Source organism: Pseudomonas duriflava (genome assembly GCF_007830155.1).
Lineage (GTDB): Bacteria > Pseudomonadota > Gammaproteobacteria > Pseudomonadales > Pseudomonadaceae > Chryseomonas > Chryseomonas duriflava.
Window position 1 is genome coordinate 71,094 of sequence record NZ_VLKY01000003.1, and the last position, 15,024, is coordinate 86,117.

A 15,024-nucleotide genomic window follows, 5' to 3' on the forward strand; every position below is an offset into this window, starting at 1 on the left:
GCAGCGCTTGGTAAAAAAAGGCGGCACAACGCTATCGTGGTTGCAGGCAAAACGCCCCCATGGCCGAAGCGGGGAAATCCTGTTCAGATAGGCCTGCGTGCGTGTGACCCAAGCGATCCGCGCGGCAAAGCGCTGCATCTCTTTGAGCCGAGGACTTCCACGATGGATATCAGAACGTTGCGCAACCTTCAGCGAGTCGTCCGCTCAGGCTCGCTGTCCGCCGCGTCGGATGAAGCCTGCCTGACGGTCCAGGCCCTGGCCGCCCAGCTGAACAAGATCGAGGGTCAGTTCGGCTTCAAGATGTTCCAGCGTTCCCACAAGGGGCTGGTACTGACCGAACGGGGTCGTACGCTTATGCCCTTTATCGAGCAGGTGCTCGACGCAGCCCGGCAGCTGGAGCACAAGGCTGCGGACTTGCGGAGCGCCACGCCAAGAGTCCTTAAGGCGGCGTTAAACGGTACGCTGCCGGCTGAAGTTAACCAGCGCATCATTAAACGCATGATCGAGGCGTTTGGCATGTATCAACTGGAATTCAGCTGTGCCGAATCCATTGAGAATCTCAGCAAGCTCAAAAACGACAACATCGACCTTGCCGTGCTGATCGGCCCGCCGCGTGATGGTATCTCCAGCTTGGAGCTGGCGGATGTGCAGGTAACCGTGGTGGCCGCTTATTACGGCTTGGAGCGTGATCCTCTGGTTAGCCTCAGCGATAAATTTCTTATCCGGCCCGCTCAGGAGTGTCCTTACTCGGTAAGCTTCAAACGGTTTGCTGACAGCGGAATGGTTCTGGGGGACTGGGCACACCGGACGGTCTATTCCAGTAGCGAGACGTTGACCGTCTCCCTCATCAAGCAGCTGGATGGCATCGGCTTTGTGTCACGCGAAACGGCGCGTACGGAGGGCCTATCCATTTTGCCGGGTTTCGAAGACACCCTGGAAGTACGGTTGGCGGTCAACAATATTGATCTTTCGTGTCAGGCGCTGGATACCCTGGTCAGCACACCGTTACAGCATCGTCCCCAGCGCAATGTACGCGGCCATGCCTACCGCCACACTGAGCAGCAGATTCTTACTGAAATAAGCGCATAGTAGGGTTGGTAGTGCCGCAAAGACCTCCGGTCGCATAAGCGCGAGCCGCTGATCATTTACCAACAGCGGGGCGAGGGTGATGGCGGCCACGATCGATACGGGCAGAAATTCCAGGGTACGCGTCAGAAAAGCCGGCCAGCGCTCGGTATTGATCTGCATGGGCAGCGTGCGCGGTAACAGCGTAACCGCCATCATCAGCAGAACGATAAGTATCAGGTGCGTTTCTTCAACCATAGACCTACTCCGCACCCGGTAAAGGTTGCGATGAATACATTGAAAGCCGACTCGACCAGCAGATTGAGCAGGCCCATGCACAGCACCGCAGCAGCGGCGGACAACAGTTTTATTTTGGAATCGCACAGCGAGACCAGCACGTACAGCATCATGGCCGTTAGTGCATAGTCCAGCTTGTACTGGATCAGATGGGCCGTGTAGGCCGAACTCAGCGCACCAAGCAGGGCACCCAGCACCCAGGCGCTGTGGCAGAACAGGTTGAAGCCGATCAGGTCGCGTATATCAACCGGCCCGCCGTTCTGCAATTTGCTGCTGTGAAAGGCAAAAGACTCATCCGTCAGCTCCGCGGCATACAGCCAGCGCTCAAGGCGCGTCAGCCCCAATGGCCGCAGCGCTCGCGACATGTAGACCGACATCAGCATATGGCGAGCATTGATCAAAAAGGTCGTCAGCACGATGGTTGGCAGCGACGCGCCGGCGGTCATCAACGCCAGCGCCGCAAACTGCGAGGCGCCGGCATAAACGAACAGGCACATGGCAACTGGTAGCCACAAGGGATACCCAGCACTTACAGCCATCAGACCAAATACGAAGGAGACGGTGAAATAGCCCGCCACCACCGGGCTCGCCTCGCTGAACGTGCGCAGCGTACGGGGGTTCATGCCAAGCGTACGAGTAGTCACAAGTCCTTCTCGTAAGTGGTTTCGCCCCGTGCCTCGTTAAAGCCTTGGCTATCCCAAAAGCTCTGGCCCGTGGCGTTATCGTCATCTACGAACAGGAACAGCCGTCGAACGCCCTGGCGTTTCATGTCGCGAATCAGGCGCTCGACCAATGTTTCTCCGATACCGCGTTGGCGATAGGGCTCGCTGACGGCGAGGTGGTTGATCGTGCCCCGAGTACCCAGGAGACCGCCAATAATGGCGCCCACTAGCGTGCCGTAGCGGTTACGGGCGACATAGGCGAGTGTTGTGTCCCGTAGCAGAATACGCCTGAGCCGCGTGGTGTCCTGCCAGTCACAAAACGCCACCTCTTCAAAAGCCCTGAAAAAATCCACCATCTCCTCGGCGTCCAAGGCATTGGCCGGTGCAAGGGTTAGCGGGTTATGGACAAGCCCTCGGACAGCCTGCGGTTCCCGGCGGTCAAAATCCGGCGCGTCATACTCAACAAACGATGTCATAGCGCGTCCCCGGTTTGGAAAAGGAAATAGCGATGATCTGGCGAAAAGCGGGACGCTTCGGGTCGAGGGTTGACGCTGGCGTCACGTAATGCTTCATCTCGCGGTCGAGAAAGAAAGTGGTGTCGAGGATGTTTTCGTAGGTCACGGCTGCGAGCGGTGTTCCATCGGCAGCATACAGACGGCTTTCCGCGCCCTTCACGTTTCGTTTACCCCAAAAATGCACGCCGCTGAAGGGGTAGCCATCGCAATGAATGCCTTCCGGCGTGATATCCACCTGTTTGCCAGGCTTGATTTCGATGCGGATCTGATGAATCTGGCACTGCCATTGATCATGGTGCATATGCACCGGCAGCACACTCTTGTAGACCTCAAAGTCGAGCGCGATCAGGCTGCGAATCACTGGCGATGCAATGACTTCTTCAGAAAAGTCCTGAAAATGCCGTTCCATGCCGCCAACGTAACGGTTATTGGCCAGCGACTGGACATAGGGCCGGTGCTCAAGCTGCGTGAGCGCTTGGGTGACGGGGTGGTATTCAAAATCGCTGTAGCGCCGAAAACGGGCTCCGGCCTCGGCCTGCCCGTAGTACGGGTCCGGCTCCATGGTTTCCCAGCTCTGGGTCAGGCGAACGAATTCGTCAAAATGGCCGGTCAGGCTGAAATCCGATCCGCTGACATTGGCGTACTTATAATTGCGTAATGAATTTCCTACCGCCTTGTTTAAAACGATCATGATCGCCTCCGCTCCGTAGAGGCTCCAATCTAACCTTTAAGAAAAATTGCTCTATGAAAAAGAATTTCAGACTTTTCAAATAAAGGTTGAAAGCAGGCAAGACCTGTCTGCTAGGCAGCAGCTTGGCACAAACGCCCATCATTCGATCGGAAGGCCGTGAAGTTGGAAGAAGACATGCCGATAACCTGACTGGTTTCCTCCGTCTTGTTCCGAGCCTCTTATCATGTTTCCTGATTACCCGCACGACCCTAACAATCCGGAGCTCCAGCTTCGTGCTCTAATCGATTCGGTCCAGGAATTCATCGTGCTCAAGGACGGGCAGGGACGTTGGTTGATCATCAACAAGGCGGTTGTTGATGCCCATGAGTTAAACGGCGTCGACTACGTCGGCAAGACAGATGGTGAGCTGGTGCTTATCAGGCCGAAGTACAAAAAAGCTTTTGACTACAACACGCACACCGATGAGCTGGCGTGGCAAAACGGCACAGCTCTGCGTATCGAAAAGTCATTTATAGGTCCTGATGGGCGGATCAATACGTGGGAGGTAGTCAAGATTCCACATTTCGATAGTGAAGGTAACCGGCATCGCCTGGTTATCGTGAGCCGGAACATCACGGAAAGAAAGTTGGCCGAGGCGGCCTTGCAGGCTAGCGAACAAAAGTACCGGTTGATTACTGAAAACATGTCCGATCTGATTGGCGTCACGGGTCCAGATGGAATCGTTCGGTATGTATCGCCTTCCTGCCTTCCTGTATTGGGCTATTCGCCAGAAGAGATACAGGGGCATTTGATGCTCGAACTGGTTCATCCAGATGACCGAGACAGGGTCCTCGCTACGTTTCATCAGCTACTCAATCGAGAGATTACTCAACGCAAGGCAGAATTACGTTGTCGGCAGGTAACAGGGGAGTATGTTTGGCTGGAGGCGAATGTAACGCGTATTGAAAGCGAGGGAGGAAATGCTCTTGAAGGCATTGTTTTCGCTTGTCGCGATATCAGTCAGCGTAAACAGTACGAGTTGCGTCTGCAGGCCATGGCACACCTAGATCCACTGACAGGTATACCCAACCGGCGTGTACTGATGGATGACATGCAACGGGAAATCGAGCAACTCAACGCAACATCGTTTGCCGTACTCTATCTAGACCTGGATCGCTTCAAGACCATCAATGACCAGCAAGGCCACGAGACAGGGGATGAACTGCTAATTCAGTTTGTCCTGCGAATCCAGGAATACCTACGGACCAGCGATCTGTTCGCACGGATCGGTGGTGACGAGTTCGTTATCGTACTGCCCGGAGCCGACGAGACACAGGCTTTGCGTATCGCACAACGTCTCTGCCAGGTGTTGCAGGAACCCTGGGAGTTAGCCAATGGGGCGCTGCAGACGACTTCTTCCATTGGGGTGGCGCTGTATCCAGAGGCTGGCGACTCGGTGCACTTGTTACTGCGCCATGCCGACGAGGCGCTTTATCAGGCCAAACGCGCCGGGCGTGCCTGTGTCCGGCTGTTCAAAACGCCTGCGTGATGTTGACATTTCAGCAAGGGCCCCTCAGGGTAAGCAGATGACGTATCGCCTGCGTTATTTCACGACCCAGACCACCACGACCGCTTTCGGCGGGTCGTTAGGTCGGTACGTGCGTTAAAACAGCGTATCCCTTGAGACCCCGCCGATCCGAATGGGGTCATGGGGACTTTCCGTTCGGGCTGGCTTAAAAACGGAGAGTGTCCATGTCTAAGTCTGCTTTGCCCCCTAGTATTCCGTCCGCTGGTGGCGCGTCCCGTACAGGGCTGCTTGTTATTGATATGCAGGTCGCGTTGTATAACGGCCCGGTGCCGCCCTTCCGTGGTGAGGCGGTCCTGTCAGCGATCAACAGGCTTATCGCAAAGGCCCGCGCCGCAGAAGCGCCTATTTTTGCAGTACAGCATACCGGGCCAATCGGCTCGCCAGTCGAGCGGGGTAGCGCCGGATGGGCCTTGATACCGGAGCTTGAGATCGACCCACGGGCGGATACGCTAGTGGATAAGCAAGCGCCCAGCTGTTTTACCGGAACCCTGCTCCATTCATGGCTGCAAGCGCAGTCGGTCGATACGCTGGTCGTTACCGGGATGAAAACTCAATATTGCATCGACACGGCCTGTCGTGCGGCTTCGGCGCTAGGGTATCAGGTGATACTGGCAGCAGACGCTCATACCTGCATGGACACGGAGGCGCTGCCTGCCGAAAAGATCATCGCGCACCACAACGTGACCCTGGCGGGGCCTTTCGTACGATTGGAAGCGGCGGAGTCGATTGCTTTTAGATGATCGTCTGGCCGGGCAGGCTAGTGATCAAGCTGCCCGGCTACAGCACCAGGGATCTGTCGCGTAAGTAATCGGCGCGTAGACCGTTTACGGTGAGCTCTAGATGATGTTCGAGGCGTTCCAGCTCCGATTGCAGCGGCTCGGGGAAAGGATTGCGGTCGAGCGCCTGAGTAACCAGCGTGTTGATCAGGACGAAGAACGCCAGGACTTCTTCAATCGACGATTGGCCGTCCAGGCGCGAGTAGCGAGCCTGCTCCGATGCATAATCGGTCTCCGCTACCTGGAACTTGCGCAACACGGCGCCCAGCCAGGAAATAGAATGTACGCTAAAGGGAGTACGTTCCTGTACCGGTGCGTTAGGGTGTGCGTAATGTTTTTGTGTGTTCATGTCGGTGCCACAACGAAACGGCGTGAATAGGCGCTCAATAAGCTGCACGGTGAACAAGGTCCGCCGGCCCATCCCTGGAATCGGCGCTTAGGCGCATCAGCCAGGTGAGCTTGATCTTTATATCGGCAAGAATGTAAGAAACCTAAGCGTAGCGGCTCTATGCTCGTATTGGCAGTATGCTTGATATCATTTTGATATTATATCATTTCGCGCGGCATCCTACCGTTGCGCTCATCACACTCTTGTTGCTGCAAACAGCGCTGCCTTTAGAAGTGGTTGACCGTGACCTGCTAAAGAGTAGGAGGTCGAGAAGCTTTAAGCGTAGCTTCAGCGCGTCTTTCCTGCTGTTTGAATTCCTCACAAAAAAGAAGTAGAAGCTGCATGATTAGCTATAAGCGATCATGCAGGCGTGACTAGTCGGCAAAACTCGAGATATACAAATCGGGAGCGCTTTCTTCATCCAGCCCATGCAACATGTCAGATGCCTTCGCCGGCAAACACTGGCGTGCCTGACTCTTCTGCTGATGCGGTGAGGGTGGTCATCTGTTTCTTAAGCGCTTCTACAGGCATAGGGCGGCCCAGATAGTAGCCCTGGACCTGATGGCAGCCGACCCGTATGAGCTCGTCGAGCTGTGCCTGGGTTTCCACGCCTTCCGCCGTAATGGTGAGCGATAGGGCGCGCCCTAGTCCGACAATGGCTTCGATGATGGCCTGGTCATCGGCGGAACCGTTGAGATCTGCGATAAAACTCCGGTCAATCTTGAGCCCATCGAACGGGTAGGTTCTCAAGTAGCTCAAGGACGAGTATCCGGTTCCAAAATCGTCCATGGCCAGGCGGATGCCAAGCGCCTTGAGCTCACCCATCAGGACCAGCGCCCCCTGGGCGTCCTCGATCATCACGCTTTCGGTAATCTCAAGCTCCAGGCGTTCAGCCGGTAATCCGGTGAGATCCAGTGCCGTCTGCACGCGCTTTACCAGGTCGCCGCGATGGAATTCCACGGGTGAAAGGTTGACGGAGATAAATAGGCCGTTATCCCAACTGGCTGCTTCACGGCAGCCATGCAACAGAACCCAATCGCTGAGCGGCACTATCAGGCCTGTTTCCTCGGCGATAGTGATGAAATGAGCTGGGCTCAGATAACCGCGGCTAGGATGAGCCCAGCGCACCAGAACTTCCGCCCCGGCCAATCGACGATCCGTACCGTGCAGGTTATAGCGAGGCTGGAACTCCAGGCGCAACTCGTCGCTGCTCAGGGCTTGTTTCAGGTCGAGTTCCGTTTGGCGGCGCTGCACGATGCGCTCGTTCATTTCGTATGAGTATACCTGCCAGACATTACGGCCTTGAGTTTTGGCTTCGGACAAGGCGATATCGGCATAACGCAACAGTTCATTCGCTTGCAGGCTATCCAGCGGTGCCTGGGCCAGGCCAATGCTGGCACTCAAGGTGATTTCATGTTCTCCAAACAGGAATGGCTTGCCTAATAGCGCCAACAGGTGCTCGCAGAGGCTAGCAATGGCGCACGGCTGGCCAGGCCCCTGCAGAATGAGAATGAATTCATCGGCACCCAGTCGGGCCACGAAACCCTCGGCCCCTACGGCTTTCTGCAGGCGGAAGGCAACCTCCATCAAGACTTTATCGCCAGCGACCGGGCCCAGGGTATCGTTGACGGATTTGAAACGGTCAAGATCCAAACTCAGAACCAGGCATGGCTTTTTGAGGGTTGGTCCAGCGTCCAGGCAGCGTTGCAAATAGGTGTGCATGTGAGGGCGATTGGGCAATCCGGTCAGCACATCGTGTTGTGACAGATGCGCAACGCGTGCCTTGGCTTCGAGCTCCTCAGTCACGTCGCAAACCGTACCGCGGTAACCGTACAAGAGGCCGTCCCGGGTGATCGTTCGAACAGACAACGTGCACCTACGCTGCCGCTGCTGGCGATCGATCAGTTGGCATTGCAGCGGTACGCGTGAACAGTGGCCAGCGGATGTAGTGGCCAGGGTCTCGAAAGCCTCGGCATTGTGGATCAGCAATTCATCCAGCGAACGCCCCAGCCAGGCGGATACAGGATGACCTGTCACCGTAGTGAACCGCTCCGACAGGTAAGTCACTGTTCTCTGGGTATCGGTCTCCCAGATCCAGTCGGATGACGCTTCGGCTATATCTTTGAAACGGGCTTTGTTGTGCCGTAACGCTTCTTCATTTTTCTTGAGCTTTTCATGGCTGACGTCGATCAAGCGGGCCGCTGCAACAGCGCGGCATTGCAAGCGCCACGCCAGAAAGGCAAAGATCAGTGCCGTTAGGATAAGCAGGGGCAGCAGAACATGCAGCAAGGCATCTCCTGGCTTTTCGGGTTGCCAGTACAACGCGAGGGGCGGCCCGGCATCACCTGCGAAGATAACCGGCACGTTCTGCCTAGCGGTCTCGTTCGTTGGGGCGGACTCTAGTAACGCAGCCTGGAGCTCAAGCAGGCGGAGGCCTTCCGCCATGGAAGCCAGCTTAGGCGGGGTCAGGATATCGACAAATAAAAGAAGGGAAAGCTGGTCGATGGACTGTCCGGGCGCCAATTCAGTAGGTTTGATTACGGCGGCGGAAACAACAGCGGGTTGCCCGTTCGCCAGAAAGTAACCATGTGCATAGGTGTCATGGGCTGCTCGCTGGCGTGCCTGGGCCAGCAGAGTCGGGAGGTCTCCCTTGATCCAGTTCAGGGCTTGTTGTGAACTCAACTGTCCTTCTATGAGACCGTAGCGGGTTGCGTTATCCGGCCCGATGACAAAAACGCCTTCAATTTTGTAGATATCGAACAGGGACGGCCCGATATTGTTACGCTCGTAAACCCAGTCCAGGTCGATACGGTTATGGGTATAGTCATAGGCATCGTCCCAGAAGGCGTAGTCCGTAAGAACCGTAGTAGTAATTTCCTGGCGGTGGTCCAGCGTCCGGCGTGCATCGATCTGGTTGTACTTTTGTTCATGCTCGTTCAGCGATAGGGCGATCCGTATCAGCGCGATACTGGCGATGAAAAACAAACCTAGCATAAGCCCCATAAAGCCAAGATTGGCGCGGCGCGCCAGGTCGGCATGCGTGCGCGTCGGCGTGTCATCTGGTAAGGCAGAAGGCAGCAAGGGCATAGGGAGAAACCTGGAAGATCGAAAAAGCGTGCCTGTGCTTATCCATGGACGCTGCAGGTCATGCCTTGCTATCGGCAGCCGGAAGGAAGTCTTGAAAGCGATAGTCGTAATGCGGGGACACATAAAGGATAAGACTGAAGTGGTCGGGCAAGGCATGGCCCGGCGCTTCAGTCTTAAGGCCGTTCTGTCAGTCGTCGTGGACCGGTTCGGTGATCAGGTGTGGAAGTAGGCCGGCTGGCTTGGCAGTCTTTCTCTTCTTCTGCCAGGCGCCAGGTTTGGCCGTGATGTTCCACAGGCCCTGCCAGTACTCAACAAGTGCGTTGGGCTTGTCGAGATAAACCTTCAGCCCTAACTCAATAGCACGAGACTGCAACTCAGCGCGCCGCGCCACAATGCTCTCTCCCAGCGCCTGCCGTGTAGTGCCGGCGCCAAAGAGCTCCGGCTCTTGCAATAACAGGTCTTGCATGACGGCCAGATCATGATCGTCACCAAGGTACTCAGACAGTTTTTTCAGGTACTTCTGGCGTGCCTTGAACTGGGCTGGCCAGATGTCCATGAGCAACTGGGTCTGGTACCAGTGATCCTTTACGCGCTTGCGCCACTCGTGGAGGGTATCGTCCGTAGGATCGGCTATTGCCACTTTCAGCGCGCGGCGTCCATCCCGATAGGTTTTCAGCACGCCACCTTCGAATAGGCCGAACCCCTTGCCTTTAAGCTTCCAGGTAGCCACCTCATGACGGGCGTCATCCAGCTCGACAAGCAGATCGGTATGTGCCGAACCGGCTTCGGACTGTGCGGCGTTCTCGGCACGCTCGACCAGGCGGGCACGGACACGCTTCATGGCTGCCGATGTAAAACGTTTGCGGTTCTGTGCGGCCAGTGCATCCCAGCTTTCCACAATGGCTGAGGCATCCCGCAGGCTGGACAGGCCTTGCCCAAGGTCGCGAAAACGGATGTTTTGGGTCGCAAAGGTATTCTTGCCGAGTGGTCCACGTACCAGGCGCAGGACGGCACGTATCTCCTTGAGCCGCTTGCGGGCGTTATGTACGCCTTCCGCCGAGCCGGCAGCAAGGGCTTCCTTGGCTTTTTCGATACGCTCGGTCACTACACGGCGGACTTCCTCGTCCGGCCGCTGGCGCGCCTGGATACGAAACGACATGTCTTTCTCCTGGTGTTAGTGGACAGGTATTAGGTCACGAGGTTATCGGGGCGGCCAATGGCAAACCAGTGGCGCTTATGAATATTCATTAAATTGTCATATTTTTTTGCTAGGTCAGCTCCAGAGATGAAAAAAGCGGGGCAGAATCTTTCTGATAGACCTTTATTGGCCTCTGTTTGCTTCCGCCTTTTCATCAGGCATGCCTAATCAGGCTTTTCTTCCTTGCGACAGTCCTGTAGCTCTCGGCGCAGACCGTGTACGTCTTCGCTCAACTGATCTACCTTGGCTATAAGGAGACGTATCATTTCCCGGTCGGCTTTCTGCTCGTGGGAGTCTTTTTCATCTTTATCTGACAATACCAACGAGCCGATATAAGCGGCAAAGCTGCCGAACAGCCCAACCCCGGCAATCATCAGCAGCACGGCAACGATCCGGCCCAGAGTCGTTACCGGATAAAAGTCGCCATAGCCAACGGTTGTGACGGTCACAAAGGCCCACCAGAGCGCTTCTTCCGCCGTATTGATAGAGCTTTCAGGATTCGGCGCCTCAACCATAAGCATAGTGATCGCTCCAAAGGCCACTAAAAGCAGGGTCGCGGTGGCTGCCGAAGCGACAATGCCTTCGGCCTTGTTGCGAAACAGCAATCGCCAGATCAGCTGTATCGATTTGATGGCCCGCAGTAGTCTGAGCATTTGCACGACGCGAAAGAGCTTGGCGCTTTGAAAGCCGGCCGCCGGGATGGAAGCCAGCAGGTCCAGCCAGCCCCAGCGCATGAAGCGCCACTTGTTTGGGGCGGCGCTAAAGCGTATGCAAAAGTCCACAAAGAAAAATACGCAGACGATGATGTCCAGGTAGTTCAACAACCGCGAGATTTCGGGCGGCAGCGTCAGGGTCAGGTCAACGATTAGAGCGCCTAGTACGTAAAACGACAGGACCAGGATCAACAGCTGAAAAGGATTTATACGTTCTCTCATGGCTCGCCTGGGATAGAAGGTGGCGTTATAGATCGATGCATGCAGCGCAGTAGAGTTCAGTAGCGCCGAACGTCCAGCGGAGCGCGGACTCGAAAGGGTATCCTCTGCGGCCATGCACCTGAAAGCGGTCGCGACATTTTCACCGGTTTGGCTGGAGAACCGTATGTTCGAATCCGCAGAAACTGATCACGTCATTGACAAGGAAACCTATGAGGCGGCTGAGCCGAAGCTACGCCAGGCGCTGCTGGAAGCTCAGTACCGGCTCAAGGAACAGGGTCGTTTTCCTGTGTTGCTCCTGATCAATGGAGTAGAGGGGGCCGGAAAAGGCGAGACGGTAAAGCTGCTCAGCGAATGGATGGACCCTCGGCTCATTCAGGTCGAGTCCTTTCTAGAACCCAGCGAGGACGAACGTTTGCGCCCACCGGCCTGGCGTTATTGGCAACACCTGCCGCCTAAGGGGCGGATCGGGATTTTCTTTGGTAACTGGTACAGCCAGATGCTGCATGCCCGGGTGGAGAAGCGCATCAAGTCTGCCGATCTGGAAGAGGCAATCGGCGAAGCGGGGCGTCTGGAGCGTATGTTGAGCGATGAAGGTGCCGTCATCCTCAAGTTCTGGTTCCACCTGTCCAAGAAGCAGCTCAAGCAGCGTCTCAAGACGCTCAAGGATGATCCCCTGCACAGCTGGCGAATCAGCCCGCTCGACTGGCAGCAGTCCAGAACCTACGACAAGTTTGTCCAGCATGGCGAGCATGTTATGCGTCGAACCAGCCGTGACTACGCGCCCTGGTATATCGTGCCCGGGTATGACGAGCACTACCGCAGCTTGATGGTAGGCAACATTCTGCTCGAAGCACTCACGGCCGCATTGGATAACGATACCCGCACACCCCGCAGTTCCCATGCCGCGCCGTTGCCACCCAATCTGGACGGTCGCGGCGTGCTCAGCAGCCTGGACATGAGCCAAACCCTGAGCAAGGAGGCCTATCGGGAACAACTGATCGCCGAGCAGGCCCGGCTATCGCTACTGGTACGGGATAAGCGCTTCAAGCGTCACGCCCTGGTAGCGGTGTTTGAAGGCAATGATGCTGCCGGTAAGGGCAGTACCATCCGCCGTGTGACCGGGGCGCTCGACCCGCGGCAATACCGAGTCATTCCCATCGCCGCGCCCACCGAAGAGGAGCGTGCCCAGCCCTATCTCTGGCGGTTCTGGCGGCACATCCCGAAGTTGGGGGGCTTCACGGTGTTTGACCGCTCCTGGTACGGGAGGGTGCTGGTGGAGCGGGTCGAAGGTTTTGCCAGCGAGGCGGATTGGCTGCGTGCCTACAGCGAAATCAATGATTTTGAGGAACAGCTGACCGATGCCGGAATTGTGCTGGTCAAGTTCTGGCTGGCAATCGATTCGGATACGCAATTCAAGCGGTTCAAAGAACGCGAGGAAACGCCTTTCAAGCGCTTCAAGATCACTGAAGAGGACTGGCGCAATCGCGACAAATGGGATCAATACTCGGCGGCGGTCGAAGATATGGTCGCGCGCAATAGCACGGAAATCGCACCCTGGACGTTGGTCGAGGCTAATGACAAGCGGTTTGCCCGGGTCAAGGTGCTGCGAACCATTAACGATGCACTGGAAGCCGCCTACGCCAGGGATTGAAGGAGCGCTTGCACATAAACGTGGTGCTCTCACCTCGAACAGATTTTGCTGTGTCCGTAGCACTGTACTTATCAGTGAATGTTAAGTTCGCCAAAACAGCATTGTATGGACTGGGCCTGAGATCACCGCTAGCTGAACTTAAGGAGGCCATTATTTTCAGATTTCATGGGTCTTAACCTTGGAATACTCGTGCAAACCTTACCTTCAAAATCCTGTGGCACAACAGCTGCAACGCTTAACGACGCGTGCTTCTGCATAAGCCTGGATCAAACTGCACTCTCCGATGCCCTTAGTGAAAAGCTTGGGAATACAGAGTTATTCGAACTTTTAACCTCGCGATGTCCTCATGCTTTGGCAGTACGGCCAGTATTTGTATCGTCACGTCAGCTGCAACAGATGGAAGAAGTGGTTGAGGCTATCGAGCGGACTATTAGCCTGCCTGCCTGGCGTGAGCATGCATTGAGTTCCGCCCCTGCTATCGCACAGCATGATCCACGCGGCGCACGTGGTGTCTTTGTTGGCTACGATTTCCATCTGGGCGAAGAGGGGCTGGGGCTTATTGAGATAAACACTAACGCAGGCGGTGCGATGCTAAATGCGTTAATCGCCCGCGCGCATAGGAGCTGTTGCAGCGGTATCTCAGGTCTCTCGCCAAGTGAAAAAGGCTTTGCTAGCTTCGAGCAGTCGATTCTGGACATGTTTTTTCAGGAGTGGTCAGCAAGCGGCGAGCAAAGACCGCTCAAACGCATGGTTATAGTGGATGAAGACCCACAAGCGCAGTACCTTTACCCGGAGTTTCTTCTCTTTCAACGCCTGTTCGAGTCAGCAGGCATCGAGTGTGCTATCGCAGCCCCGGCTGAACTGACCTTCCGTGACAACAGCCTGTTGATCGCAGGTAAACCTGTCGATCTTGTCTACAACAGGCTTACGGACTTTTATCTGGAAGGCGACAACTGTGCTGCACTGCGAAGCGCCTACTTGGCCGATGCCGTGACCGTAACGCCACATCCTCAGGCGTATGCCCTATACGCTGACAAGCGTAGGCTGGTAGAGCTGACCGATGCTGATCTGCTTGAAAGACTGGGCGTGGATCAGCAGGCCAGGACTGTGTTAGCGCAGTTCATACCTCTAACCGTGCCTGTTGAGCAAGAAAACGCAGAGCAACTTTGGCAGAGCCGGCGTAATCTTTTTTTCAAGCCGGTTAGCGGGTATGGAAGCCGTGGTGTGTATCGAGGAGACAAGCTCACAAAACGCACATGGGAAGATATTCTCAAAGGAGGCTATCTCGCGCAGAATCTTATCTCTCCTGGTGAGCGTCGTATCACTGAGGATCGCCAGATTCGCCCCATGAAGTTTGATATTCGCGCATACGCTTATGGAGGAAGGGTCCAGTGGAATGCTGCGAGGGTCTATCAAGGGCAAACAACCAACTTCAGGACCGAAGGAGGCGGTTTCGCGCCGGTTTTTACCTTGTCGCGGCGCGATGAAGCTAGAGAGAGGCAAGGTGCGTATGCCTCGTTTATATTTTTGCTCGACGAAACGGGTGAAGTTGAGCACTTGCCTCATTCGCTCTATCTAGCGTTGGTTCGCGCAGAAAAGGCCACGTCACACCTTGCCGGCAAGCGTTTCCGGCTGGTCGATTGGTACGTTGCTATGGACGAAGGCAAACCGTCGAAAGTGGTCCGGGAGTGGTACGGCTGGATCTCCTTTGACAAGGAGGGTCGATATCATCCGGAAGCCGATTCGCTGCACACCCGCGAGTCGGGAGAAAATTATTCCAATTCAAATGTAGACCCCACGGCACTTCCCACTGCAGAAGAGCGGGATCAAATTGAGCGGCTGTTGCTCAAGCGCAACTAACTCCCCCCATGCGCTTGAAAGGTCTGTTTTTCTTGGAAAAGCATGGCGAATTCCCGCTTCTGGAGGCTTCTTACGTACGTTCTAACAAGGAGTACCTGATAAAGGGTGACCAGCCGGAAAAGGGGCACGTTAGAGAAGTTACATGAACGCCCTTGGCACCACATCGCACATCACGGCTCGTGGGTGAAAGATAGCCTAGTAGGCAAATGTGCATCGAGATCGGTTTTTAAGCACCAGTTTACAAACGCCGTCTCGTTACTATTTTGTAGTGGCACTAATAACCGTCGCTTCAGCTATTGCCTGTCGAGCAGGAACGATCAGAGGCATGATTT

At 55.6% G+C, this 15,024-nt stretch carries 13 protein-coding genes; 5 read left to right on the forward strand and 8 right to left on the reverse strand.

Features of this window, described 5'->3' with window-relative positions:
* Positions 1 to 162: 162 nt before the first annotated feature.
* Entirely contained in the window at positions 163 to 1,089 is a 927-nt protein-coding gene (locus tag IQ22_RS04815) for a LysR family transcriptional regulator (RefSeq protein ID WP_145138931.1), read from the forward strand.
* Here the strand turns inward: IQ22_RS04815 and IQ22_RS04820 are convergent.
* The 4 genes from IQ22_RS04820 to IQ22_RS04835 form a co-directional block, all read right to left on the reverse strand.
* Positions 1,006 to 1,323: an AzlD domain-containing protein gene (locus IQ22_RS04820; protein WP_145138933.1), complete on the reverse strand. Its 318-nt coding sequence runs from the start codon at positions 1,321 to 1,323 to the stop codon at positions 1,006 to 1,008. The two genes, IQ22_RS04815 and IQ22_RS04820, sit on opposite strands and share 84 nt — an antisense overlap.
* Positions 1,302 to 1,985, reverse strand: coding sequence for an AzlC family ABC transporter permease (locus IQ22_RS04825; RefSeq protein ID WP_145139705.1), 684 nt, complete (start codon positions 1,983 to 1,985; stop codon positions 1,302 to 1,304). Before IQ22_RS04825 ends, IQ22_RS04820 begins: the two co-directional genes overlap by 22 nt.
* A gap of 17 nt (positions 1,986 to 2,002) precedes the next feature.
* The gene (locus tag IQ22_RS04830; RefSeq protein ID WP_244308977.1) at positions 2,003 to 2,380 is read right to left on the reverse strand and encodes a GNAT family N-acetyltransferase; all 378 of its coding nucleotides are present in this window, start codon (positions 2,378 to 2,380) and stop codon (positions 2,003 to 2,005) included.
* A 103-nt stretch (positions 2,381 to 2,483) separates the two neighbouring features.
* Positions 2,484 to 3,230 (reverse strand): 2OG-Fe dioxygenase family protein, encoded by a 747-nt coding sequence (locus tag IQ22_RS04835; RefSeq protein WP_145138939.1) that lies wholly within the window; start codon positions 3,228 to 3,230, stop codon positions 2,484 to 2,486.
* Between the two features lie 223 nt (positions 3,231 to 3,453).
* Between IQ22_RS04835 and IQ22_RS04840 the strand changes: the two genes are divergently transcribed.
* A complete protein-coding gene (locus IQ22_RS04840; RefSeq protein WP_145138942.1) occupies positions 3,454 to 4,758 on the forward strand; it encodes a sensor domain-containing diguanylate cyclase in 1,305 nt (434 codons plus the stop codon).
* 203 nt (positions 4,759 to 4,961) lie between these two features.
* Positions 4,962 to 5,537, forward strand: a complete 576-nt coding sequence (locus IQ22_RS04845) for a cysteine hydrolase family protein (RefSeq protein ID WP_145138945.1) — start codon at positions 4,962 to 4,964, stop codon at positions 5,535 to 5,537.
* A gap of 37 nt (positions 5,538 to 5,574) precedes the next feature.
* On the opposite strand, the gene IQ22_RS04850 is transcribed toward IQ22_RS04845, so the two are convergent.
* The 4 genes from IQ22_RS04850 to IQ22_RS04865 all read right to left on the reverse strand — a co-directional run bounded on the left by IQ22_RS04850 (position 5,575) and on the right by IQ22_RS04865 (position 11,181).
* On the reverse strand, positions 5,575 to 5,922 hold the full coding sequence (locus IQ22_RS04850) for a hypothetical protein (protein ID WP_145138949.1): 348 nt from the start codon (positions 5,920 to 5,922) through the stop codon (positions 5,575 to 5,577).
* A gap of 477 nt (positions 5,923 to 6,399) precedes the next feature.
* Positions 6,400 to 9,048, reverse strand: coding sequence for a bifunctional diguanylate cyclase/phosphodiesterase (locus IQ22_RS04855; protein ID WP_158635409.1), 2,649 nt, complete (start codon positions 9,046 to 9,048; stop codon positions 6,400 to 6,402).
* Positions 9,049 to 9,235: 187 nt separating this feature from the next.
* Positions 9,236 to 10,207 (reverse strand): CHAD domain-containing protein, encoded by a 972-nt coding sequence (locus IQ22_RS04860; protein WP_145138956.1) that lies wholly within the window; start codon positions 10,205 to 10,207, stop codon positions 9,236 to 9,238.
* A 203-nt stretch (positions 10,208 to 10,410) separates the two neighbouring features.
* The gene (locus tag IQ22_RS04865) at positions 10,411 to 11,181 is read right to left on the reverse strand and encodes an ion transporter (RefSeq protein WP_145138960.1); all 771 of its coding nucleotides are present in this window, start codon (positions 11,179 to 11,181) and stop codon (positions 10,411 to 10,413) included.
* A 163-nt stretch (positions 11,182 to 11,344) separates the two neighbouring features.
* Between IQ22_RS04865 and pap the strand changes: the two genes are divergently transcribed.
* A complete protein-coding gene (pap, locus tag IQ22_RS04870) occupies positions 11,345 to 12,832 on the forward strand; it encodes a polyphosphate:AMP phosphotransferase (protein ID WP_145138963.1) in 1,488 nt (495 codons plus the stop codon).
* A 396-nt stretch (positions 12,833 to 13,228) separates the two neighbouring features.
* Positions 13,229 to 14,692 (forward strand): ATP-grasp domain-containing protein, encoded by a 1,464-nt coding sequence (locus IQ22_RS04875; protein WP_244308947.1) that lies wholly within the window; start codon positions 13,229 to 13,231, stop codon positions 14,690 to 14,692.
* Positions 14,693 to 15,024 lie beyond the last annotated feature (332 nt).

Coding starts and splice junctions, on each gene's coding strand:
- IQ22_RS04840 (WP_145138942.1), top strand. CDS start 3,454: ATGTTTCCTGATTACCCGCACGACCCTAACAATCCGGAGCTCCAGCTT.
- pap (WP_145138963.1), top strand. CDS start 11,345: ATGTTCGAATCCGCAGAAACTGATCACGTCATTGACAAGGAAACCTAT.
- IQ22_RS04830 (WP_244308977.1), bottom strand. CDS start 2,380: ATGGTGGATTTTTTCAGGGCTTTTGAAGAGGTGGCGTTTTGTGACTGG.
- IQ22_RS04820 (WP_145138933.1), bottom strand. CDS start 1,323: ATGGTTGAAGAAACGCACCTGATACTTATCGTTCTGCTGATGATGGCG.
- IQ22_RS04865 (WP_145138960.1), bottom strand. CDS start 11,181: ATGAGAGAACGTATAAATCCTTTTCAGCTGTTGATCCTGGTCCTGTCG.
- IQ22_RS04875 (WP_244308947.1), top strand. CDS start 13,229: ATGGAAGAAGTGGTTGAGGCTATCGAGCGGACTATTAGCCTGCCTGCC.
- IQ22_RS04845 (WP_145138945.1), top strand. CDS start 4,962: ATGTCTAAGTCTGCTTTGCCCCCTAGTATTCCGTCCGCTGGTGGCGCG.
- IQ22_RS04855 (WP_158635409.1), bottom strand. CDS start 9,048: ATGCCCTTGCTGCCTTCTGCCTTACCAGATGACACGCCGACGCGCACG.
- IQ22_RS04835 (WP_145138939.1), bottom strand. CDS start 3,230: ATGATCGTTTTAAACAAGGCGGTAGGAAATTCATTACGCAATTATAAG.
- IQ22_RS04815 (WP_145138931.1), top strand. CDS start 163: ATGGATATCAGAACGTTGCGCAACCTTCAGCGAGTCGTCCGCTCAGGC.
- IQ22_RS04825 (WP_145139705.1), bottom strand. CDS start 1,985: ATGAACCCCCGTACGCTGCGCACGTTCAGCGAGGCGAGCCCGGTGGTG.
- IQ22_RS04860 (WP_145138956.1), bottom strand. CDS start 10,207: ATGTCGTTTCGTATCCAGGCGCGCCAGCGGCCGGACGAGGAAGTCCGC.
- IQ22_RS04850 (WP_145138949.1), bottom strand. CDS start 5,922: ATGAACACACAAAAACATTACGCACACCCTAACGCACCGGTACAGGAA.